Raw genomic sequence first — 22,428 nt, forward strand, 5'->3', positions numbered from 1 at the left:
TCAACTCGGGCGGGGTCTGCGGCGGCACGGAGGCCGCCTGGGTGGGGATGCTCTGCGTAGGTATGGCCTGCGTAGGAATGGCCTGTCGAGGGATCGTCTGTGCTGGGATGCTCTGGCGTGGGATCCTCGCGGGCTGTGTGTCGTCTGTATCGGGCGCCGCACTGGACGGCAGTACCTGCCTGGGCGAACGCACTTCATAGGGGTGCGGGTACGGCCTGCGGGTCTCGTTCGCGAGCATGATCACTCCTGTCAGCGCTGGTCAAGGGCCCGGAACTCGGACGGATCGCGGACTCCGAAGCGGGCCAGCTCGTGCTCGGCCTCGCTGCGGACCTGGACGAAGCTGTCGCGGAGCTCGGCGAGCAGGCCGCGCAACACGACCAGCTCCGCCTCCGCTTCGCGCAGCGAGGGACGGCGTGGCCGGCTGCTGGTGGCCGCGAGGGCTACGCGGATCAGCGCCGCGACGCCGAGCAGCACCGCCACCGCCAGGCAGGCCACCAGCACCGTGGAGAAGCCCGGCATCGGTCCGGCCAGCATGGGATGGTCGACCAGCACCGAGGCGCCGGCCACGCCGATGGCTCCGCCGAGCATGCGCGCGGTGTTGATCGCGCCGACCGCCGAGGCGTACTGGCTGGGGTCGGCGGCCATCGAGCCGACCATGAACGTTCCGGTGGACAGGAAGCCGAACCCGGCGCCCAGCATGACGGCGCCCAGCAGGCACCACAGGTTCGGGGACGGCTGGGCCAGCATCAGCGCGCAGCCCGTTCCGAGGATGAGGGCACCGCTGTAGATGACGGCGTTGACGCCGATGCGCCGGCTGATGGGCGCGGCCATCGGGCTCGACACGATCATGGCGATGGAGATCGGGGTGAGCCAGAGGCCGATGGTGCTGGCGTCGAACTCGGCGTTGCGCAGGTAGAGCGGCCCCATGGCCAGCACGACGAAGGACGCGGCTCCGTACATGCAGGAGGTGGCACCGGCCCACAGGAAGCCGGGACGCCGCCACAGGCTCATGTCGATCGCTCCGGCGCGATGCCGCCACGAGATCGCGATGGCCAGGGCCAGGAGCAGCCCGCCGCCTCCCGCGCACGCCAGCGTGCGCACGGAGGTCCAGCCCCACAGGCTGCCCTGGGAGATGGCCAGCACCGCTCCCGCGACCGCGCCGATCAGCAGGACCGCGCCGAACAGGTCGGGTACGCCCTGCCTGGTGCCGCGGTTGCGGGGCAGTGCCGGAGTGAGCATCAGCAGTGCCGCCGCGAGCCCCGCGCCGGGCAGGTACAGGCCGCGCCAGCCGTACTCGGTCAGCAGCCAGCCACCGCCCGCCTGCAGGGCTAAGGCCCCGATGCCGGACGACGCGCTCCACAGCGCGATGGCGCCGGCACGGCGGTTGGCGGGCAGCTCGCCGAGCAGCAGCGCCAGCGAGGCGGGGAACATCAGCGCCGCGCCCACTCCCTGCGCCACCCGTCCGGCCAGGAGCAGGGTCCAGGAGGGGGCGGCGATGACCGTCGTGGCGCCCAGCCCGTACAGGGCCAGGCCGAGCGCGAGCACGCTGCGCCTGCCCAGCAGGTCGGCGAAGCGTCCGGCGGTGGCGAGCAGTGCGGCGACGGCGGCGAAGTTGACCGTGCTCACCCAGGTGACCTCGGACAGCGGCATGGCGGCCGCCAGCGGGTCGCGGCTGAGCACGGGGATCGCCAGCGTCGTCGCGGTGCTGTCCGCCATGATCGCGACCACCACCCCGGAGGCGACCAGCCGCAGTACGGCGAATCGCCCCCGGAACCGGCGAGCGGTCGGCATCGCGGGCACCATCGTGGGACCGGCGACGCCCTCGCGGATGGGCGTCAGGGTCATCGCGTCGACTCCGCGTAGCTGAGTTCGGGCTCGACGGGGGCAGGGGCGGGTTCGGCGGGAACCGGCGCCGGACTGTTGTTCGGCACGCTCGCGGCCACGACCCGCTCGGACAGGCCGACGTCGCGGCCGCTCTCGCGGATCCTGGTCGGCACCTCGCCGCCGGCCAGCGTGAGGGCGACCTGCGTGGCCAGGCTCAGGTGCTCGGCACAGCGGCGGGCCACCTTGGCCTCCAGACCGGCGATCTGCGCCAGCCGGAGCCGCAGCGACTCCACGGTCGCGGTGCGTTCGAGGCCGTCGAGATCGGCGAGCCGGTCGGGCCAGCGCAGCGACCTGCTGAGCTGCTCCTCCACCTCGAGGACGATCTCGTCGATGGACAGGTCCCGGTCCTTCAGCGGGTTGGCGATCATGACCGCCATGACCGCGGTCTGGTCGAAGTCGGCCAGCCGGCCCCGCAGCGCCGAGGCGAGCATGCGGGCGCGGTGGTGGAGGCAGTCGGCGCTCCAGCCGAGCACCAGCAGGCGATCGGCGCTCGCCTCCGTGTGCCATCCGGCGAGCCTCAGCTCGCGGGCCATCCGGTGTTGCACGCTCCAGCGGTCAGGGGTGTCCTCCACCCAGACCTGTACGCCGCCGAGTGGCAGCTCTGCTACATGGATCACGTTCCTTTCAGGGGCCGCCCGAGCGCAGACGCGTCTGATCACGCTGGCCTGCGCGGGGGGAGCCGGATTCTTCGAGAACCAGGAACGGACCTTGGAATCGACGGAATCGACGGTCACGTCCGGCCACCTCCTCGCCGGAGACTCTCCAGAACCCTCCGGCTGTCAAGTCTCACTTACCACGATCAGTACGATAGTGGGTGTACCCAGCTCGTTGTGTCAACTGACAGTTTTCGTATATGTTGACCTCCCCCTGCGGAGTTTCGCGCCCCGCAGGGCAGGGGACGGCGAGCCAGGCTTCCTTTACGCTGGAGGCTCCTGGCGGCTGGGAGGTACGAGTGGCGAACTTCGCCGAGCGACTCGGTCTCGCTATGAGCAAGCGCGGGTTCACGGGGGCGCAACTCGCCGCGGCCCTCACCGAAGCCGGCATCCCGATCACCCGCGCCTACGTCAGCCAGTTGCGCACGGGCAAGCAGACCAACCCGACCCTCCAGGTGCTGCGCGCCCTGGCCGCCTGCCTACAGGTGAGCGTGGGCTGGCTGCTGGGCGAGGACGCCACGGATTCGGGCGCGGTCGAGGAGCTCCAGCTGCGGGCCGCCGCCATCGGCGCGTCGGTCTCCGGGCTGTCCGACGGGTCGCTGACCGTACTGCGCGGCGTGATCGAGCTCGCGCGCGCGGCCGAGGGGCTGCCCGACCAGCCCCCCGCTACTGCCGAGATCCCTGAGGCGGCGGCGCCGCTGACCGCGCCGCAGCGTGAGGCGCTCGGCGACCGCCTGCGCAACCTGCGGCTGATCGCGCGCATGTCGCCGGAGGAGGTCGAGACCTCCCTGGGCAGAGGGGCCGCCGCCATCGGCGCGATAGAGGAGGGCCGCGTCGCGCCCGCGCCCGTCACGGTCGAGCGCCTGCTCACCCTCTACGGCGTGAGCGCCCTGCCCACCCGCGAATACGTCCTGTCGCTGGCCCGCGGCGAACGCCCGCCCTCCTGGTACGACGCCGGCTCCGTGCCCGTCTGGATGGCCGCCACCTACGCCCTGGAGCAGCGGGCGTCGCTGATCCGCACGTACCAGACCCAGATCGTCCCCCCGCTGCTGCAGACCGAGGCCTACGCGCGGGCCGCCATCGAGGTGTCGGGCAGCGCCGGTCTCGGCCAGGCGTCGGCCGACGCGGCGGTGCGCCTGATGCGCTCCCGCCAGGCCCTGCTGAACCATGGCGACGGACCCGTGCTGTGGGCGGTGATCGACGAGAGCGTCCTGCTGCGCTCGATCGCCGACCCCGAGACGCAGGCCGCTCAGCTCGACCGGCTGATCGAGTACGCGAAGCGGCCCAACATCTCCTTGCACGTGGTGCCGATCGACGATCCGATCTTCCTGCCCCGTTGCGGTCCGTTCACGATGTGGCGCTTCCCGGAGGCTTTCGAGCCCGATGTGGCCTGCGCCCACGCCATCGAATCGGACGAAGTGATCACCGACGCGACCGCGGTAGAGGCCTACCACCAGGCGTTCACCAAGCTGTCGGTCTCCACCACCATGGGCGACGAGACGCACGAGCTGCTGTACGCGCACCGTGACCGTCTGAGCCATCGGTGATCTGACACTCCCTAGCACGAAAAACGGGAAATGGATATTTCCCAACAAATATTGTTCTTCGTATTGTCAGATCCTGAGGTTGATGGATCATTGGTATTGTTGGGCCAAATTGAGTGGGGTCAGTGGGACCGACTTTCCCGTGAGATACGGCGAGGGGAAAGGGGCAACACTCAAATGCGTCAGCGTGCCATCCGAAATCTGACCAACCTTGACACCACCCGCGCGAGTGTCACCCGAATACTCGACGCCGCCGCGGGAGGGAAGAACCACTTCGAGGTTGACAGTGATGCGGTGCGCCGTTACGACGAGGCGGTTCCGGTCACCGGTTCCGCCGCGCGAGCAGTTCTGCTTTACCTGGCGCGGGTGGTCGCCCACCTGGCCGGCTCCGGCATCGACCAGTTCCTGATCATCGGCAGTGGCGTGCCCAGCGCGCTGCCGCCCGGACGTCAGTTACACGACGTCGCCCGTGGCGCGTCCGCCGCGTCCGATGTGCGCGTCGTCTATGTCGAGAACGACCCTTTGATACTGGCCAGTGCCCGCGTCACCATTGAGCCGCTCAACGACCTCGTACGGGTGGTGGAGGGCGACATACGACAGATCGACGAGATGCTCGCCGACGAGGTCGTGGCCCGGTTCATCGACTGGGAGCGGCCCGTTGGCGTGCTGCTTCTGTCGACCCACAGCCTCACCGACGACGAGCTTGCCTCCTTCGTGATCAAACGCCTGCGCCACGCCGTCGTGGACGGCAGCTACCTGGCGATCCTGCAGACCACCTTCGACGGAATCCCCGCCGAACTGCTGCCCGCCATCAACGACCTGCTCGCGATGACGCTGCCTGGACACGTGATCCGCTCACGTGCGGAGGTGGCGACCCTCCTGGACGGGCTCGAGCTGCTGGAACCGGGCCTGGTGTGGGTCCCGCTCTGGCGGCCCGACGGCGACTCCGTGTGCGCGGACCAGCCGAGCTCGTCGGGCAATTACGGCGCCGTGGCCCGCCTTCCCTGATCCGCCGGCCACGGCGCCCGCGCGGCCGTCACACGGACGCCCGCACCCAAGGGTCCGGCCCGCCAAACCGGCCGGACCCTCGGACCGTCTTCTTCCTCCCCCGCAAGGGCGTCCCTCGCTAGGGACCTCCGCCACCGCAGGCCGTTTCCTTCCGCTCCCCGGAGGGGGTATCCCTCCCTGGGGATCCCAGCCATGACGGACCGGCTCCTTCTTTCCCCTCGGAGGGGTGTCCCTCCCGAAGGACCCTAGCCACCGCAGGCCGTTTCCCTTTCGCTCCCCCGGAGGGGGTTTCCCTCCTAAGGACATCAGCCACCGCAGACCGTCACAGAGATCGAGACGGTCGCGTGACGAACCCCCGCCTAGTCCCACCAGAACGACCAGTAATGCCGCCCGATGATCTGCTCCGCGTAACTCTGGAGATCCCCCGGCCCCTGGACGACGTTGTCCGGGCAGAAGGTCCAGTGCTCGGCCGCCACATGCAGCGCGTGCTCGGGCTCGACCGGCGGCGCGGCGACGCTCAGCTCCAGCGTGTTGAAGCCGACCCCCACCACCCGGATCCCGAACCGGTCCTCCCAGCTGCGCACCACCGCCGCCATCGGCACCATCCACTCGTTGTGGTGCAAAGCCCCCTGCCAGCCCATCACGGCCAGCGCGTCGGCACCCCGATGCGCGGCGACCAGGCCGAGCGGCAGGCCCCTGGCTGACAGCTCACGGGCGTACCAGTCGGCGACGGCCCCCGGATCGGCTATCAGCACGCCCGGCGGGGCAGGACCCGGACAGAGCGCTCCGAACGGCTCCAGCTCCGCCAGGGCGTCCGGCGGCATCTGGGAGACCCACTCCTGCCACACCTCGGCCATGAACCCCTCGGCCGTGAAGTGATCTATCATCAGCGCCTCGTCCGGCACGATCTGCCCGATCGACCAGGGTTGCGCGGACTCGTCCAGCAGAACGGGCCACAGACCGCTGCGCGCGTGGGCGGCCCGGAACCGAGCCCAGTCGTCGCCCGTCACGGCCTCGTCGCTCATCCAGAACGCGGGCCTGGACGCCTCGCCCTGGTGCGTGTAGCCGGGGTCGGGCCACACGACGTCGCCCTCGGGCAGACCGACCGGCAGGAGCCGCCCTCTGCCGCCGTCGGCGAACAGCTGGCACACCTCACGTGGCAGCTGGTGATCGTTCATGCCCACCGTTTCAGTACCGAATCCTGTCTCGGAGATGGTAATGCCGACCGTTGCGTCAGGACTTTTGTCCTGGGCGATCCCGTACAGGCGAATCTTCTGCCGGCGCCCCGGCCTCGAGACCGTGGAGGCATGAAGATTCTGCTAGCGCTGGCCGTACTCCTCACGGGGTGCGCCGAAACGTCCGTCGGCGAACCCGGGCCCGTCGCGGATCCGGCGGTCGTCGAGACCGCGTCGGGAGCCGTGCGCGGCACGGTGACCACGACGAACCGCCTGTTCCAGGGCATCAAGTACGCCACGGCGGCGCGCTGGGAGGCGCCGAAGCCCGCGCCCGCGTGGCAGGGAGTGCGGGCGGCCACCAAGCCGGGCGCCATGTGCCCGCAGGTCGGCACCGTCTACGCGCCGACCAGCAGCGACAACGAGGACTGCCTGTTCCTGAACGTCACGACGCCCGCCGTCCCCGGGAAGGGCCGGCCGGTCATGGTGTGGATCCACGGCGACGGCGCGGTCGGCGCGGGCCACTTCTCCGACGCGCGGAAGCTGGCCGCCAAGGGTGTGGTGGTCGTGACGATCAACTACCGGCTCGGCGTGTTCAGCGGGTTCGGCTATCCGGGGCTGCGCGACTCGGGCACGTACGGCCTGCAGGACCAGCAGGAGGCGCTGCGCTGGGTCAAGCGGAACGCGGCGGTCTTCGGCGGCGACCCCGGCAACGTGACCGCCTTCGGCGTCTCCTACGGCGCGCTGTCGATCGGCGGCCAGCTATCCTCGCCGGGCGCGAAGGGCCTGTTCCAGCGCGCGATCATGCAGAGCGGCGAGACCCTGATGGACATGCCCGCCAACAGCATGGTGCCGGGCGTGCCCGCCCTGCCGTCCTTCGCGTGGCGGCCCGCCGCACAGGTGAGCGCTATAGGAGAGGTGTACGCCAAGCAGCTCGGCTGCTCGGACCTGGCGTGCCTGCGCGCGCTGCCGGTCAAGAAGATCCTTGAGGTCCCGCAGATCATGAACGCCTTTCAGTCGTACGCGTACGGCAACGACGTCCTGCCCGAGTCGCCGGCCGACGCGATGCGGAAGGGGCACACCAGCCCGATGCCGGTCCTGGCCGGGACGACGAAGGACGAACACCGGATCTTTGTCGGGATGAATTACGACGTCCAGGGCACCTCTCCGGATTACCGGAAATTGCTAAAAGATGCGTTCGGGGCGAAGGCTGAGAGAATTGCCCGGAAATATCCGGTAAATCGCTATAAGTCGCCAAGTATTGCTTGGGCTACCGTGTTGACCGATCGTATGTGGGCCCGGGCCACCCATGAGCAGAACGCCCTGCTGGCCAAGAAGGCGCCGGTCTACGGCTACGAGTTCGCCGACCGGAAGGCGCCGATGTTCCTGCCGCTGGAGGCGGACTTCGACTGGGGCGCCTACCACGCCGGCGACCTGCCGTACATCTTCCCGGAGACCAAGGCCAAGCTGTCGCCCGCCCAGGAGAAGCTGTCCGGGCAGATGATGAGCTACTGGACGAACTTCGCCCGCACCGGCGACCCGAACGGCCGCGGGCTGCCCGCCTGGCCGCGAGTCTCGTCCGGCACCCTGTCCCTGGCGCCGGGGGCCGTCCGGCCGGTCGACTACGCTGCCGAGCACCAGCTGGCCTTCTGGAAGTAGGCGCGCAGCGCGAGGGGAGGCGTCGTGATCAGGGTCATGATCGCCGAGGATCAGGGGATGATGCGCGACGCCCTGGCGCTGCTGCTCGGGCTGGAGGACGACCTGGAGATCGTCGCCCAGGTCTCCTCCGGCGACGCGATCGTGCCGGCCGCCACGGAGCACCGGCCCGACGTGGCGCTGCTCGACATCGAGCTGCCCGGCCGCAGCGGGCTCGACGTGCTGCCCGTACTGCGTGCCGCGCTGCCGGAGTGCGTGGTGCTGATTCTGACGACGTTCGCCAGGCCGGGCTACCTGCGGCGGGCGATGGAGGCGGGGGCGGCGGGGTTCCTGGTCAAGGACGGGCCGGTTGAGGAGCTGGCCGCGGCGATCCGGCGGGCGGTGGCGGGGGAGCGGATCCTCGATCCTGCCCTGGCCGCCGCCGCGCTGAACGCCGGGCCCAGCCCGCTCACGGATCGCGAGCGCGACGTACTGACCGCGGCGCTCGACGGCTCCACGATCGCGGACGTGGCGGCGCGGCTGCACCTCTCGGAGAGCACGGTACGCAACCACTTGTCGTCCGCCATCGGCAAGACGAACACCCGCAACAGGATCGAGGCCGCCCAGCTGGCACGGCACAATGGGTGGCTGTGACCCCCTTTGACGCGGTTCTCTGTGATCTCGATGGAGTGCTCCGCCATTTCGACCACGCGGTTCAGGCCGACATTGAGGCCCGTTATGGCCTGCCCCTGCGCAAGACCGCCTTCGACCCGGACCTGATCGGCCCCGCCACGCTCGGTCACATCACCGAGGCCCAGTGGGTCGAGTCCATCGCTGTGGCGCTGGGCGGCGACGAGCGCGCCCGCCGGGCCGCCGCCGAGTTCGCGGCGGTGCCGTTCTGGGTGGACGAGGAGGTCAGGGGGCTGCTGGCGCGGACGCAGGGGCGGGTGCCCGTGGTGCTGGTCACCAACGCCATGGACACGCTGGAGGAGCACCTGGAGCGGCTCGGGCTGGCCTACTTCGCGGACGCGGTGGTCAGCAGTGCCCGGGTGGGGGTGGCCAAGCCCGACCGGCGGATCTACGAGCTCGCGGCAGAGCTGGCGGGCGTCGCGCCGGAGCGCTGCCTGTTCGTCGACGACCGGCTGGAGAACGTGGCGGGCGCCACGGCCCTGGGGATGACCGGTGTGCACTACCGGAGCATCGCCGACCTGACTCCCGCGCTCACCGGGCTCTTCGACTAGCGACCGAGGTTCCCCGGGGGGTTCGTCACACGACCGTCTCGATCCCTGTGCCGACCGGTGGTGGCTGGGGTTCTTGCGAGGGATGCCCCCTCCGGGGGAGCGGAAGTAAACGGCCGGTGGTGGCTGGGGTCCTTGCGAGGGATGCCCCCTCCGGGGGAGCGGAAGTAAACGGCCGGTGGTGGCTGGGGTCCTTCGGCAGGGATACCCCTCCGAGGGAGCGAAAGGGAAACGGCCCGTCGTGGCTGAGGTCTCTTGGAGCGAAACCCCCTTCGGCCGAGTGGAAGGAGACGGTCCGTTGGGAAGAATGATCATAAATGCATATGGACTTGCACGGGATGCGTGTTATCCCGTCCAAGCCTCATAAACGACCTACATAACTCGTACAAGAACAAGAGCTTGTTTCCGGCACGGCTCGCGCCTGCCGTGCCGGAAACGTTCAGCGGGTCCGGTCAGTAACTCCCGTACGGAGACTGACTGGACGTCGTCGACGGCTTGTGCGACGAGTGGTTAGTCGGCGTGGGGCTCGACGAAGGCGTGCTCACCTGCGATCCCGTGCCGGCGGGCCGGAGCACGCCCACCAGGCCGTGCTGGGCCTTGTCGATGCCGGCGGAGAACCACAGGGCGTTCTCGCCGCCGGTGGCGGCGGTGCCCGGCTCGAGGTCCCACAGGCCCGGCAACTGGACCGTCCTGCCGTTGCCATCGCGCAGCGCGCCCAGGTGGCGGTTGCCGCGGTAGGCGTGGATCGTCCCGTCGCCGAAGTTGCCGACCAGGACCGATCCGGCGAACGCGCCGAACTGCTTCGGCGCGGCGGTCACGGCCCAAGGGGCGTTGAGCCCGGTACGCGCGATGCGCCCGACCAGGCGCCCGTTCACGTTATAGCGGCTGACGAAACCCTTGCCGGAGCCCGCGATGGACTTGCCGGTCTGCGAGTCCCGCAGGGCATAGGCGACCCATACGCTGCCGCCGCTGAACGTCACGTTGTACGGGTGGTAGTTGGAGGGGACCGAGGGGTCCCTGAACGCCCTGCGGGACAGGTTGATCTTCTCGAACTCCGAGTTCCACGCGGCGAGGCGCCCGTTGGCGAAGTCGGCGGCCAGCAGGAAGTCGCCGTCGTCGGTGTTCACCATCGCGAGGCCCTTGTAGTCGGCGCCCCGGGTGAAGGCCGCGATGATCGCGTTCTTCGGGTCCACCTCGGCGTTCCAGCCGGTGATCGCGCCACTCGGGCTGGCGAAGATGAACGTGGCGGGCTTGCCCTTGACGGTGAAGCCCTCCCCCGAGTTGAACACCTGGCCGGTCGGAGCGCCACCGGGAATGGCCACCTCGGTCGCCTCCTTCCTGCCCGCTCCGGAGTAGACGGTCGCGGTGCCGGTGCCCGTGTCGGAGACCCACAGGGTCTTGCCCATGGCCAGTCCCCACGGGTTGACCAGTTTAGGATCGTGGACTGCTGCCTTCCCCTGGATGTCGGAAATGAGATTCACGACGTCAAACTTGGTATTCGTCGCTGCCTGTGCGGGGGCGGTGAGGGTCGTGCTCAAGACGACCGCACCAGCGCAGAGTGTGATGATGCGGAGCCGCATCCGTGCCTCCTTGTTAGCGCTTGTGGCCGGAGATACGTGGGGGACGCAAGTGCGGTTCAGTAACGGTCAGAAATATTGGCCTTGGACGTCAATCGGGCGTTTTCCTGGGGAGTTGAGGTACATGGAAGTTTTGGGCATTGACATCGGCGGATCCGGGATCAAGGGCGCCCCCGTGGACACCGCGTCGGGGCGGCTGACGGAGGAGCGCCTGCGCATCCCCACGCCGCAGCCGGCCAAGCCGCGTGAGGTGGCCGAGGTCGTGGTGGAGATCGTCAAGCACTTCGACTGGACGGGCCCGGTCGGCGTCACGTTCCCCGGTGTGGTCGTGGACGGCGTGATCATGACGGCCGCGAACGTCGACCGCTCCTGGATCGGCGTCGACGCGAGGAAGCTCTTCGACGGCGCGACCGTACTCAACGACGCCGACGCGGCCGGCGTCGCGGAGATGAGGTTCGGCGAGGGCCGGGACCGGATGGGGACCGTCATCATGCTGACGTTCGGGACGGGCATCGGCAGCGCGGTGTTCGTCGACGGCGTCCTGGTACCCAACACCGAGCTGGGGCACCTGGAGCTCCACGGCAAGGACGCCGAGCGCCGCGCCTCCGATCACGCCCGTGAGGAGCACGACCTCGGGTGGGAGAAGTGGGCCGGGCGGGTGGAGGAGTACCTGCGGCACGTGGAGATGCTCTTCTCGCCGTCGCTGTTCGTCATCGGCGGCGGGGTGAGCAAGAAGGCGGACAAGTTCCTTCCGTACGTGCACGTGGACACCGCCGTCGTTCCCGCTCGCCTGCGCAACGAAGCGGGCATCATAGGAGCGGCTCTCGCCGTCAAATAGCTATTTTGTACGGCACGGCACGGTGAGCCCCACCCGCCGCCCGTGGCTGGCGTCTGTCCAGGGAGACGCTCCTCCGGTGGAGCAGGCCGGGCGCCGGTACGAGACGGTGAGACCGTCTTCTTCGCAACGCTCCGACCTGGGTGATCAAGAAAGGTTGGTCCGGAGCGCAACCTGATGGGCTTCTCGGGAGTCTCATTAGTGACCGTGGTCGTCCAAGGCGACAACTCTGGGGAGAGTGGGCCCGTCTTGGGCGATCACGGTCAACCAGCGAGCGCGGGCCCTACCTGGGCGATCACCGTCGACGGATATTCGGATGCGGACACCGGCGCCGTCGGGCAGCATGGTGGGTTGGCTCCGGGGACGCGGAGCTCAAATATCCTGATAGCAGTATGGGAACCTCTGCGTTGTCCTCTCCACTCACCGAGCTTCAGTCCCGCCTGCCCGAGTTGATGCCGCGCGACCAGCGGCGATTGCGGCGCAGGCTCGACGGCGTGCGCCGGGTACGCTCCCGCGAGGCCCGGGACAAGATCACCGCGGAGATCCTCGCCGACGTGGAACGCGCCGAGCGACGCCTCGCCCGGCGCCGCGAAGCCGTACCAGAAATTAGCTATCCGGAAAATCTCCCCGTATCCCAGCGCAAGGACGACATCCTCGCGGCCATCCGCGACCACCAGGTCGTGATCATCGCCGGGGAGACCGGATCCGGCAAGACCACCCAGATCCCGAAGATCTGCCTGGAGCTGGGCCGCGGTGTCAGGGGCCTGGTCGGCCACACCCAGCCGCGCCGCATCGCCGCCCGTACGGTGGCCGAGCGCATCGCCGAAGAGCTGGGCACCGAGCTGGGCCAGGCGGTCGGCTACAAGGTGCGCTTCACCGACCAGGCGAGCGACCGCACCCTGGTCAAGCTGATGACCGACGGCATCCTGCTGGCCGAGCTGCAGAACGACCGGCTGCTGGAGCAGTACGACACGCTGATCATCGACGAGGCGCACGAGCGCAGCCTCAACATCGACTTCATCCTCGGCTACCTCAAGCAGCTGCTGCCCAAGCGCCCCGACCTCAAGCTGATCATCACCAGCGCCACGATCGACCCGGAGCGATTCTCCCGCCACTTCGACGACGCCCCGATCGTCGAGGTCTCGGGCCGCACGTACCCCGTCGAGGTGCGCTACCGGCCGCTCGACGAGGACGACGACCAGACGCAGGGCATCGTCGACGCCTGCCGCGAGCTGGTCACCGAGGGTCCCGGCGACATCCTGGTGTTCCTGTCGGGCGAGCGGGAGATCCGCGACGCCGCCGACGCGCTCGACAAGGCCGACTTCCGCAACACCGAGGTGCTGCCGCTGTACGCCCGGCTCAGCGCCGCCGAGCAGCACCGCGTGTTCCAGCGCCACACCGGCCGCCGCATCGTGCTGGCCACCAACGTGGCCGAGACGTCGCTGACCGTCCCGGGCATCAAATACGTCGTCGATCCGGGCTACGCGCGCATCTCCCGCTACAGCCACCGCACCAAGGTGCAGCGCCTGCCGATCGAGGCCATCTCGCAGGCGAGCGCCAACCAACGCAAGGGCCGCTCGGGCCGTACCTCCGACGGCGTCTGCATCCGGCTCTACGAGGAGGAGGACTTCCTCAAGCGGCCGGAGTTCACCGACCCGGAGATCCTGCGCACCAACCTCGCCTCGGTCATCCTGCAGATGACCTCGATCGGGCTGGGCGACATCGAGGCGTTCCCGTTCGTCGAGCCGCCGGACCGCCGCCAGGTACGCGACGGCGTGAGCCTGCTGCACGAGCTGGGCGCCTTCGACGGCCAGGGCGGCATCACGGGCATCGGACGCAAGCTGGCCGGGCTGCCCGTCGACCCGCGCCTGGGCCGGATGGTCCTGGAGGCTGAGAAGAACGGCTGCCTGCGCGAGGTCATGGTCATCGCCGCCGCGCTGTCCATCCAGGACCCGCGCGAGCGGCCCGTCGACAAGCAGCAGCAGGCCGACGAGAAGCACCGCCGCTTCGCCGACCCGGAGTCCGACTTCCTGTCCTATCTCAACCTGTGGAACCACCTGCGGGACAAACAGCGCGAGCTGTCCTCCAGCGCCTTCCGCCGCCTGTGCAAGTCGGAGTTCCTCAACTACCTGCGCGTACGCGAGTGGCAGGACATCTACAGCCAGATCCGCCAGTCCCTCGGCGCCCAGCCGGGGAGCCAGCAGGCCGACCCGCAGCAGGTGCACGCCGCGCTGCTGGTGGGCCTGCTGTCGCACATCGGCGTCAAGGACGTCATGGAGAAGCGGGCCCCCGACGGGCGCCGCCCGATCCAGGAGTACATCGGCGCCCGCAACGCCCGGTTCGCCATCTTCCCCGGCTCCGCGCTGGCCAAGAAGCAGCCCCAGTGGGTGATGTCGGCCGAGCTCGTCGAGACCTCCCGGCTGTGGGCCAGGGTCAACGCCAAGATCGAACCCGACTGGGTCGAGCCACTCGCCCAGCACCTGGTCAAACGCACCTACTCCGAGCCGCACTGGGAGAAGAACCAGGGCGCGGTGATCGCATTGGAGAAGGTCACCCTCTATGGGGTGCCGCTGGTGGCCGGGCGGAAGGTCAACTACGGCCGCATCGACCCCGACCTGTCACGCGAGCTGTTCATCAGGCACGCGCTCGTCGAAGGCGACTGGGACAGTCACCACCGCTTCCTCCAGGACAACCGGAAGCTGCTCGAAGAGGTCGAGGAGCTGGAGAACCGGGCCCGCCGGCGCGACATCATGGTCGACGACGAGGCCCTGTTCGACTTCTATGACCAGCGCGTCCCCGCCGACGTCGTGTCCGCGCGCCACTTCGACTCCTGGTGGAAGAAGGTCAGGACCGCCGAGCCCGACCTGCTGACGTACTCGCCCGAGATGCTGGTCAACGAGGGCGCCGACGTCAGCGCCCACGACTACCCCGACGCCTGGCGGCAGCTCGGCCAGCGGATGAAGCTGACCTACCAGTTCGAGCCCGGCGCCGACGCCGACGGCGTCACGGTGCACGTACCGCTGCAGGTGCTCAACCAGGTCAGCTCCGACGGGTTCGACTGGCAGATCCCCGGCCTGCGCGACGAGCTGATCACCGCTCTGATCAGGTCGCTACCCAAGCACCTGCGCCGCAACTTCGTCCCCGCCCCCAACTACGCCAAGCAGGTGCTCGAAGGCGTACGCCAAGGCGGCGAACCCCTGCTGGAGGCCGTGGAGCGGGAGCTGCTGCGGCTGACCGGCGTACGCGTGCCGCACGACGCCTGGCAGCTCGACCAGGTCCCCGACCACCTGCGCATCACCTACCGGGTGATCGACGAGCGCAAGCGCACGATCGCCGAGGACAAGGACCTCGACGCCCTTAAGCGGCGCCTGGCGCCGCGCCTGCGGAAGACGCTCTCGGCCGCCGCCGACGACCTGGAGCAGTCGGGCCTGCACACCTGGAGCTTCGGCACCCTGCCCAAGGTCTTCGAGCAGGGCCGCATGAAGGGCTACCCGGCGCTGGTGGACGACGGCGACTCCGTGTCGATCAAGATCTTCGAGACGGAGGCCGAGCAGCGCCGCTCCCACTGGCCCGGCACCCGCCGCCTGCTCCTGCTCAACGTCACCAACCCGGCCAAGTCACTGCTGGGCGGCCTGTCCAACCAGGCCAAACTGGCCCTCTCGCGCAGCCCGCACGGGGGCGCCGTGGCGCTCTTCGACGACGTGGTCAACGCGGCGATCGACAAGCTGATGCTCGACCTGGGTGGCCCCGCCTGGGACCCGGTCTCGTTCGACCGGCTCTATCAGCACGTACGCGCGCACGTGCACGAGACCTCGGCCGAGGTGCTGGGGCGCACGGAGCAGATCTTGACCGTGTGGCACGCGATCGGCACCCGTCTCGACGCCCTACGGCAGAGCGCCTCCACCTCGGACGTCCGCGACCAACTGGGCAAACTCGTCTTCGCGGGCTTCATCACCGCGACGGGCTATCGCCGCCTACCCGACATACTCCGCTATATCCGAGCCATCGAACGCCGCCTGACCAAGCTCCCCGAGGAGCCGTGGCGGGACGAGGAGTGGATGGACCGGGTGCACAAGGTGGAGGACGCCTATGAGGACCTGCTGGCCCGGCTCCACCCGGCGCGACGCTCAGATCCGGACGTGCTGGAGATCCGCTGGATGATCGAGGAGCTGAGGGTCAGCTTCTTCGCCCAGACGCTGGGCACGCCCACGCCGGTGTCGGAGAAGCGCATCGCCAAAGCGATGGAGAAGCTCACGCTTTGAGATAGATGGAGCGGCTCACGCCTTGAAGATTGAGCGAGCGGCTCACGCCTTGAAGATGGAGGTGTCGAGCTCGACGTCGATCGGGGCCGGCAGCCGGAGCGGGGTCCCGACGGGCACGGTGGCCGTGGTCCGGTAGACGCCGTCGTCGATGCCGCTGTAGACGGTGACGGACGGTGGTTTGGCGATGGTGTCGATCAGCAGGTAGATCGGCACGCCGCCGGTCGCGTAGAGCGGGGGCTTGTCTTCTCGGTCTCTTCGGGCGCTGCTGGTGGAGACGACCTCGGCGACCATGATCAGGCCTGAGGACAGCAGTTCTCTTTCGTCCCAGCGGGGGCAGTCGACTGGAGCCAGGACGAAGTCGGGCTCGACGGGATCTTGTGGCCCCTCGATGCACACATCGACGTTGCCGGTAAATACTTCCCAACCATGCTCGTCCAGGACAGGTATGAGCGTCCGGAAGAGCGCCATCGCGCAGTCGGCGTGCTCGGGAGTCCCAACGCGAGTCAAGATCAGGTTCCCGTCGATGACCTCGGCCCGGAAACCGGGGAGTTCGGGGAGGGCGTCGAACATCTCCCGCGCGGTCGCGGGCATGCGCTGATCGCCGATCCAGTGAAATTTCGCGTGTGGCGTGCGAGAGGCGGTCACCGTTGAGTTCGTCCCTCTGTCTGGAGCGGCTTAGGCCTTGAAGATGGAGGTGTCGAGCTCGAAGTCGATCGGTTTGGGCAGGTGCAGTGGAGCCCCCATGACTGCTCTGGCCGCTTGCTGGTAGACGCCATCCTTGATCTCGCTGAACACGGTGGCGGCTGGTTGAGCGGCGATCGGATCGATCAACAGGTAGACCGGCACTCCGCCTTGTGCATAGATCTGCGGCTTCTCATGGTGATCTCGATGAACGCTGCTCGGCGCGACGACTTCCGCCACCATGAAGAGGTGCTGAGACTGCAGTTCGTAGGTACCCCAGCGCGGGCAATCGCGGGGTGCTAGCACGTAGTCCGGCACAAGAGAGTCTCGTGAACCGTCGATGCAGATGTTCAGGGTGCCCAGAGAGGCTCGCCAGCCGCGTTCATCTCTGAGCGGCAGGAGGGCTACAAAGAGGTCGGAGCCGATCCAGCTGTGTTCAGGGCTGCCTACTGGGCTCACGATCAAGTTCCCTTCGATGACTTCTGCCCGGAGGCCGGGGAGTTCGGGGAGGGCATCGAACAACTCTCGGGCGGTAGACGGCAGAAGGCTGTTGCTGACCTGTTCCTGCTCGGTGTCTTCGTCGTCCCGAATAGCCATGGCGACCATGCGAATCTGTCCCTTCGTATTCGAACGGGCACGCTAAGTATTCCACGTGCCCGACTCGAACACACTCCAAAACCCAGGAAGCTCAAGCCCCTCAGTCCCGAGACGTCCCTGACACGTCGGCGCCCGGTGCTCTTCGAGTTGCCGGTCCTTGGCGTCGCCCGTTTCACGGATGACATGTCCCTTTGCTGGAGATCGATGAGGAATCCGTACAGTTAGGGGGACTATCCAGGAGGCTTGATGATCAAGGCAGTGGTGTTCGACGTCGGTGAGACGCTCATCGACGAGACCCGCATCTGGTCCCGCTGGGCCGACCGGCTCGGCGTGAGCAGTTTTGTGCTGATGGGCGCGCTCGGCGGAATGGCCGCGCTCGACCGCTCCCACAGCGAGGCGTTCCAGCTCGTACGGCCCGGCCTCGACATCGAGGCCGAGATGGCGGCCTGGGAGCGGGACGAGCCCCACAGCCTGCGCAACCACTTCGACGCCGACGATCTCTACCCCGACGTCCGCGCGGCCTTCAAGGCCCTGCGTGAGGCGGGATTCCAGGTGATCGTCGCGGGCAACCAGCCGGCCAGGGCCTATGGCGCGCTGGTCGCCATGGACCTACCCGTGGACTCGGTGCACACCTCTGAGGGCTGGGGGGTGTCCAAGCCCGCTCCCGAGTTCTTCGCCAAGGTGGCGGCCATCGCCGGGCGGGAGCCCGCCGAGATCCTCTATGTGGGGGACCGGCTGGACAACGACGTGCTCCCCGCTTCTCGGGCGGGCATGCGCACGGCGTTGCTGCGCCGGGGCCCTTGGGGGTATCTGCACGCCGAGCGGCCGCAGGCGCGGGCCGCCGACATGATCGTCGACGATCTGCCCGCCCTGCTGCCCGCGTTGGAGCGGCTCGCCTGAGTTCCTCATCCCGCCCGACCACCCGCGCCGGAACGGCTCGCCTGAGTTCGTCACGACGGTCTGCCGTCCGCGCTGGAGCGGCTCACCTCAGCTCGTCATCGGGGTCGACGCGGACCGCGCGTTCCTCGGCGGAGAGGTCGCCGTCGTCCTGCCCCCAATCCTCGCCCCACTCCTCGCTCTCCGTGTCGGGTGCCAGCCCCTCGTCGGGCTGGGTGAGCCGGTGCGAGGGGCGGGGGGCGCGTTCCCGGTCGGGCGCCTCGCGCCGCAGTCGCTCGTCGAGCGTGTCCTCGTGCGCGGGGTCGTCCTCTTCTATGTCGTGGCTGAGGCCGAGGTCGTCAGTCCATTCGTCGACCTCGATCCGCTGCTCGTCGCTCAAGCCGTACCTGTCCGGAGGTTGTTCGGTCATACGCGCTCTCCTACCCAGCGCCACGCCCCGAACCCTGCCCCTGGTAATACCGTTACCGGCCGAGCGCGGCGCCGATGAGTGAGCGTGGATCGGCCGCCCCCGCCAGCATCCCGTCCGGGCGTACGTCGATGACGTGCGCGTGCCCGAACAGGCTCCCGTACGGCCGGGCGGACACCTGATGTCCGAGCGCCGACAGGCCGTCCGCCCAGGTGGCGCCCTCTTCCAGGTCGATGACCGGGTCGGCCGGGGCGGCCCAGGTGTCGAAGCCGGTGTCGCCGGGGCTCAACCGCCATCTGGGCGCGGAGACGGCCTGACCGGGCGTCTCCCCGTACCTGAGCAGCCGGGTGATGATCTGGAGCAGGATCTGCGGCTGCGCGTCGCCGCCCATCGTCCCGACGACCGAGCGGAGTGAGCCGTCCGGGCGGGTGATCAGCGCGGGCGCGAGGGTGTGGGGCGGGCGGCGGCCGGGAGCGTACTCGGCGGGATGGCCGGGCGTGAGCGAGAAGCCGATGCCCCGGTTGTGGAGGTTGATCCCGGTGCGTGGCTCGAACAGCAGGCTGCCGAACCCGGCCGCGTTCGACTGGATCAAGGACACGCCCACGCCGTCGCCGTCCACCGCGCACAGATAGGTCGTGTCGCCGTCGGCGCTCGGGGCCCGCACGCTCAGCGGCGCCGCCGGGTCGATCAGTGAGCGCCGCCGGGCGATCTCATCGGGGGTGAGCAGGTCCTTCGCGCTCTCATGGAGTACGTCGAGACGGTCGTGCCCGGCGATGCGCGCGGCCTCGGCCAGCAGATGGGCCCAGGCGGCGTGGCCCGGTGAGACCGGCAGGCCCAGCCCTTCGACGATGCCGAGCGACATCAGGAGGAGGTAGCCCTGGGAGTTCGGCGGCATCGACCAGACGTCGTGGCCGAAGGCGCGCACCTTCAGCGGCTCGACCCAGTCGGCGAGCGGGCTGGACAGATCGGACTCCGCGTACTCGCCGCCGCCGATTTCGAGCAGCCCCGCGCCGAACTCGCCGCCGTAGAAGCCCTCGCGTCCCGACGCGGCGATGGCCTTGAGCGTACGGGCGACACCGGGTCGCGACACGCGGTCGCCCGCCCTGCGTACGGTCGCGAAGTCGCCACTGCCGGGGCTCTGGGACGCCACGCGCGCGCCCGCGAGCATCAGCGGGGAGGCGGGGAAGCCGTCGCGGGCCAGGCGGATCGCCGGTTCGAGCAGGTCGGCGAGCGGAAGGCGGCCGTGCCTGGCGTGCAGCGCGAGCCAGCCGTCGACGCAGCCGGGCACCGGCACGGAGCGGATGTCGTGCTGGTGCGGCATGCGCCGGTGTCCCTCGGCGCGCAGCCGGTCCGGGTCGGCGCCCGAGCCGGCCCTCCCGGACGCGTTGAGCGCGCTCACCGCGCCCGCCTGCCCAGGGCCGACCGCGCCCGCCTTCCTAGGGCCGACTACGCCCGCCTGCCCGGGGTTGACCGATCCCGAACCATCGTGGATCAGGGCGAACAGGTCCCCGCCGAGCCCGCACATGTGCGGCGCCGTTACGGCCAGGACGGCGTTGGCGGCGATGGCCGCGTCGGCGGCCGACCCGCCGCGCTCCAGCGCCGCCACTCCGGCGGAGGAGGCGAGGTGGTCGACGCTGGACACCATGCCGTTGGGGGCGTATCTGGTGGTGTGCACCTGTCCGAGATTACGGTGTGCCGTCAGGCGTTCTCCAGGGATGGACGCCGGCCGGCCGGAGTTCAGCGGCCAGATGGAGGCGCTGCGGTCCAGCGCGGGCACTGCGGGCGGGTGCCCGGTGAAAGAAGGTCAGACCGGTTCGAGTGGGCGGTCCCGGTCCACCAGGGCCGCGTAGTGGCCCTCCAGCGACATCAGCGTGTCGTGCGTGCCGCGCTCGACGACCCGGCCGCCGTCCAGGACGACGATCTGGTCCGCGTCGCGGACCGTGGAGAGGCGATGCGCGATCATGATCGTGGTACGGCCCTCGGCGAGCGTGTCCAGCGCCTCCTGTACGGCCCGCTCCGTCTGCGTGTCGAGAGCGCTGGTCGCCTCGTCGAGCACGAGCACCGGCGGGTTGCGCAGCAGGGTGCGGGCGATGGCCAGCCGCTGCTTCTCACCCCCGGAGAACCGGTAGCCGCGCTCGCCCACCAGCGTCTCGTAGCCGTCGGGCAGCGAGGCGATGTGGTCGTGGATGCGCGCCGCCCTGGCCGCCTCCGCCAGCTCCTCGTCCGTGGCCGACGGGCGGGCGAAGCGCAGGTTCTCGGCGATCGTGGCGTGGAACAGGTACGTCTCCTGGGAGACCACGCCGACCGTCTCGGCCAGCGTCTCGAAGGTGAGGTCGCGGACGTCCACCCCGTCGATGGTCACCCGGCCGCCGGTCACGTCGTAGAGCCGGGGCAGCAGGTAGCTGAGCGTCGTCTTGCCGGAGCCGGTCTCGCCGACGACGGCCAGGCTGGTGCCCGGCGGCACGGTGATGTCCACGTCGCTGAGCGTGGGCTCCTCGTCGTGGGAGTCGTAGGAGAAGTCGACCCGCTCGTAGCGGACCTCGCCGCGGACGTCGCTCAGCGTACGCGTGCCCGGGTGGATGTCGATCGACAGGTCCAGATACTCGAAGATGCGCCCGAACAGCGCGAGCGAGCTCTGCACCTCGACCCCGAGCCGCAGCAGCGACACCGCCGGCCTGAACAGGCTGACCTGCAACGTCGTGAACGCCACCAGCGTGCCGACGGAGATCACGCCGGTGTAGCCGACCGCCCAGTAGACCAGCGCGGGCATCGCGGCCATGACGATCTGGATCGACGACTGCCGCCAGCGCCCCGCCATGCTGGACCGCACGCCCAGCTCGGCCAGCTCGTCGGAGGCGTCGGCGAAGCGCTCGGTGAGCGCGGGCGAGCGGCCCATCGTACGGCCGAGCAGGATGCCGCTGATCGACAGTGACTCCTGCACCATCGACGAGATCACGGCCAGCTTCCGCTGCCGCTCGGTGGTGATGCGGTGGCGCTCCTCGCCGACCTTGCGGCTGATCCCCACGAACACCGGCAGCAGCAGGAGCGAGATCAGGGTCAGCCGCCAGTCGAGCGCCAGCATGGCCACGACCGTGGCGATCACGGTGGTCAGGTTCGAGATGAGCGAGGTGGCGGTGGAGGTGACCACCGACTGCATGCCGCCGATGTCGTTGGCGATGCGGGACTGGACCTCACCGGTCTTGGTGCGGGTGAAGAAGGCTAGCGACATGCGCTGCAGGTGGCCGTAGACGGCGGTACGCAGGTCGTGCATGACCCGCTGGCCGACCGTGGTGGACACCAGCGTCTGCAGTACGTCGAACACACTGGTGATGATCGCGACCAGGATCATGCCCAGGGCCAGCAGCGCGAGCAGCATGGCGTCGCGGGAGGGGATCGCCACGTCCAGCACCTCGCGCAGCAGGAACGGCGAGGCCAGTGAGACCAGTGACGACAGCAGGATGAGGGCGCCGACCACGGCCAGCCGCCCCCGGTAGGCGCGGAAGAGTTTGATGATGCGCCGCAAGGGCGCGCGTGGTTCCTCGGCCAAGTAGGCCTCCTAATCAGATGCTCCCTCAAACAGAGGTTAACTCATACTTATTCCGGCTAAGCTATCCGGCATGGAGGACGTGGAGCTGTCGGAGCTCCTGCACCGGGTCAGCCGCCGCCTGCGGCACGGTTACGCGCATCGCCTCGCCCCCCTCGGCGTGAACCCGGGGCAGGCGCGGGCGCTGCGCGCGCTCGCCGACGCCGACCGGCCGCTCAGGATGGTGCAGCTCGCCGATGAGCTGAGGATCGTGCCGCGCTCGGTCACGCCGGTCATCGACACCCTGGAGCGGGCGGGCCTGGTGCGCAGGGAGATCGACCCGGCCAACCGGCGCTCCACGCTGGTCGTGATCACGCCGACGGGCCGCGAGATGCAGGAGCGGTCGCGAGAGGCGCGCAGACAGGCGGGTCAGGACCTGTTCGCGGTCCTGTCCGATGACCAGCGCGACCAGCTCAAGGAGCTGCTCGGGGTGGTCGACGGCCAGCCACGCTAGGC

18 protein-coding genes are annotated in these 22,428 nt (G+C 69.2%); 9 read left to right on the plus strand and 9 right to left on the minus strand.

The window, feature by feature from the left end; genetic code table 11:
* Positions 1-249: 249 nt before the first annotated feature.
* Positions 250-1,845 (minus strand): MFS transporter, encoded by a 1,596-nt coding sequence (locus ACIBO2_RS37370; RefSeq protein WP_358545211.1) that lies wholly within the window; start codon positions 1,843-1,845, stop codon positions 250-252.
* Entirely contained in the window at positions 1,842-2,501 is a 660-nt protein-coding gene (locus tag ACIBO2_RS37375; protein ID WP_397303109.1) for a hypothetical protein, read from the minus strand. Before ACIBO2_RS37375 ends, ACIBO2_RS37370 begins: the two co-directional genes overlap by 4 nt.
* Before the next feature lie 335 nt (positions 2,502-2,836).
* Here ACIBO2_RS37375 and ACIBO2_RS37380 point away from each other — a divergent pair, with 335 nt between their 5' ends.
* On the plus strand, positions 2,837-4,084 hold the full coding sequence (locus ACIBO2_RS37380) for a Scr1 family TA system antitoxin-like transcriptional regulator (RefSeq protein ID WP_358545215.1): 1,248 nt from the start codon (positions 2,837-2,839) through the stop codon (positions 4,082-4,084).
* A gap of 174 nt (positions 4,085-4,258) precedes the next feature.
* Positions 4,259-5,089, plus strand: coding sequence for an SAM-dependent methyltransferase (locus ACIBO2_RS37385; RefSeq protein WP_358545217.1), 831 nt, complete (start codon positions 4,259-4,261; stop codon positions 5,087-5,089).
* A 359-nt stretch (positions 5,090-5,448) separates the two neighbouring features.
* Here the strand turns inward: ACIBO2_RS37385 and ACIBO2_RS37390 are convergent, their stop codons facing one another.
* Positions 5,449-6,267 (minus strand): DUF4253 domain-containing protein, encoded by an 819-nt coding sequence (locus ACIBO2_RS37390; protein ID WP_358545219.1) that lies wholly within the window; start codon positions 6,265-6,267, stop codon positions 5,449-5,451.
* 129 nt (positions 6,268-6,396) lie between these two features.
* Between ACIBO2_RS37390 and ACIBO2_RS37395 the strand changes: the two genes are divergently transcribed.
* The 3 genes from ACIBO2_RS37395 to ACIBO2_RS37405 are packed head-to-tail and all read left to right on the plus strand — an operon-like array spanning position 6,397 to position 9,137.
* Entirely contained in the window at positions 6,397-7,920 is a 1,524-nt protein-coding gene (locus ACIBO2_RS37395; protein WP_397303114.1) for a carboxylesterase/lipase family protein, read from the plus strand.
* Between the two features lie 24 nt (positions 7,921-7,944).
* Positions 7,945-8,550, plus strand: a complete 606-nt coding sequence (locus tag ACIBO2_RS37400; protein ID WP_358545223.1) for a response regulator transcription factor — start codon at positions 7,945-7,947, stop codon at positions 8,548-8,550.
* A complete protein-coding gene (locus ACIBO2_RS37405; protein WP_358545225.1) occupies positions 8,547-9,137 on the plus strand; it encodes an HAD-IA family hydrolase in 591 nt (196 codons plus the stop codon). The genes ACIBO2_RS37400 and ACIBO2_RS37405 overlap by 4 nt, the downstream gene beginning before the upstream one ends.
* A gap of 449 nt (positions 9,138-9,586) precedes the next feature.
* On the opposite strand, the gene ACIBO2_RS37410 is transcribed toward ACIBO2_RS37405, so the two are convergent.
* A complete protein-coding gene (locus ACIBO2_RS37410) occupies positions 9,587-10,615 on the minus strand; it encodes a TIGR03118 family protein (RefSeq protein ID WP_358545227.1) in 1,029 nt (342 codons plus the stop codon).
* Positions 10,616-10,835: 220 nt separating this feature from the next.
* Between ACIBO2_RS37410 and ppgK the strand changes: the two genes are divergently transcribed.
* Entirely contained in the window at positions 10,836-11,549 is a 714-nt protein-coding gene (ppgK, locus tag ACIBO2_RS37415) for a polyphosphate--glucose phosphotransferase (protein WP_358545229.1), read from the plus strand.
* Between the two features lie 389 nt (positions 11,550-11,938).
* Positions 11,939-15,808: an ATP-dependent RNA helicase HrpA gene (hrpA, locus tag ACIBO2_RS37420; RefSeq protein ID WP_397303120.1), complete on the plus strand. Its 3,870-nt coding sequence runs from the start codon at positions 11,939-11,941 to the stop codon at positions 15,806-15,808.
* Between the two features lie 42 nt (positions 15,809-15,850).
* Here the strand turns inward: hrpA and ACIBO2_RS37425 are convergent, their stop codons facing one another.
* Positions 15,851-16,453, minus strand: a complete 603-nt coding sequence (locus tag ACIBO2_RS37425) for a Uma2 family endonuclease (protein WP_358545233.1) — start codon at positions 16,451-16,453, stop codon at positions 15,851-15,853.
* A 30-nt stretch (positions 16,454-16,483) separates the two neighbouring features.
* Entirely contained in the window at positions 16,484-17,095 is a 612-nt protein-coding gene (locus tag ACIBO2_RS37430; RefSeq protein ID WP_397303124.1) for a Uma2 family endonuclease, read from the minus strand.
* Between the two features lie 237 nt (positions 17,096-17,332).
* Between ACIBO2_RS37430 and ACIBO2_RS37435 the strand changes: the two genes are divergently transcribed.
* The gene (locus ACIBO2_RS37435; RefSeq protein ID WP_358545237.1) at positions 17,333-17,986 is read left to right on the plus strand and encodes an HAD family hydrolase; all 654 of its coding nucleotides are present in this window, start codon (positions 17,333-17,335) and stop codon (positions 17,984-17,986) included.
* Between the two features lie 82 nt (positions 17,987-18,068).
* On the opposite strand, the gene ACIBO2_RS37440 is transcribed toward ACIBO2_RS37435, so the two are convergent.
* From ACIBO2_RS37440 to ACIBO2_RS37450, 3 genes are all read right to left on the minus strand, one after another.
* Positions 18,069-18,392: a DUF5709 domain-containing protein gene (locus ACIBO2_RS37440; protein ID WP_358545239.1), complete on the minus strand. Its 324-nt coding sequence runs from the start codon at positions 18,390-18,392 to the stop codon at positions 18,069-18,071.
* Positions 18,393-18,444: 52 nt separating this feature from the next.
* Entirely contained in the window at positions 18,445-20,064 is a 1,620-nt protein-coding gene (locus ACIBO2_RS37445) for a gamma-glutamyltransferase (protein ID WP_358545240.1), read from the minus strand.
* A gap of 129 nt (positions 20,065-20,193) precedes the next feature.
* Entirely contained in the window at positions 20,194-21,936 is a 1,743-nt protein-coding gene (locus ACIBO2_RS37450; RefSeq protein ID WP_397303128.1) for an ABC transporter ATP-binding protein, read from the minus strand.
* Positions 21,937-22,006: 70 nt separating this feature from the next.
* Here ACIBO2_RS37450 and ACIBO2_RS37455 point away from each other — a divergent pair, with 70 nt between their 5' ends.
* Complete coding sequence (locus ACIBO2_RS37455) at positions 22,007-22,426, plus strand: MarR family transcriptional regulator (protein WP_358545242.1); 420 nt, start codon at positions 22,007-22,009, stop codon at positions 22,424-22,426.
* The last annotated feature ends 2 nt before the right edge of the window (positions 22,427-22,428 follow it).

The organism is Nonomuraea sp. NPDC050022, assembly GCF_044460705.1.
Classification (GTDB): domain Bacteria; phylum Actinomycetota; class Actinomycetes; order Streptosporangiales; family Streptosporangiaceae; genus Nonomuraea.

What these genes read in the sequence shown, in the direction of transcription:
- ACIBO2_RS37430 (WP_397303124.1), bottom strand. Translation starts at nt 17,095, where the DNA reads ATGGTCGCCATGGCTATTCGGGACGACGAAGACACCGAGCAGGAACAG.
- ACIBO2_RS37440 (WP_358545239.1), bottom strand. Translation starts at nt 18,392, where the DNA reads ATGACCGAACAACCTCCGGACAGGTACGGCTTGAGCGACGAGCAGCGG.
- ppgK (WP_358545229.1), top strand. Translation starts at nt 10,836, where the DNA reads ATGGAAGTTTTGGGCATTGACATCGGCGGATCCGGGATCAAGGGCGCC.
- hrpA (WP_397303120.1), top strand. Translation starts at nt 11,939, where the DNA reads ATGGGAACCTCTGCGTTGTCCTCTCCACTCACCGAGCTTCAGTCCCGC.
- ACIBO2_RS37455 (WP_358545242.1), top strand. Translation starts at nt 22,007, where the DNA reads ATGGAGGACGTGGAGCTGTCGGAGCTCCTGCACCGGGTCAGCCGCCGC.
- ACIBO2_RS37370 (WP_358545211.1), bottom strand. Translation starts at nt 1,845, where the DNA reads ATGACCCTGACGCCCATCCGCGAGGGCGTCGCCGGTCCCACGATGGTG.
- ACIBO2_RS37385 (WP_358545217.1), top strand. Translation starts at nt 4,259, where the DNA reads ATGCGTCAGCGTGCCATCCGAAATCTGACCAACCTTGACACCACCCGC.
- ACIBO2_RS37435 (WP_358545237.1), top strand. Translation starts at nt 17,333, where the DNA reads ATGATCAAGGCAGTGGTGTTCGACGTCGGTGAGACGCTCATCGACGAG.
- ACIBO2_RS37395 (WP_397303114.1), top strand. Translation starts at nt 6,397, where the DNA reads ATGAAGATTCTGCTAGCGCTGGCCGTACTCCTCACGGGGTGCGCCGAA.
- ACIBO2_RS37390 (WP_358545219.1), bottom strand. Translation starts at nt 6,267, where the DNA reads ATGAACGATCACCAGCTGCCACGTGAGGTGTGCCAGCTGTTCGCCGAC.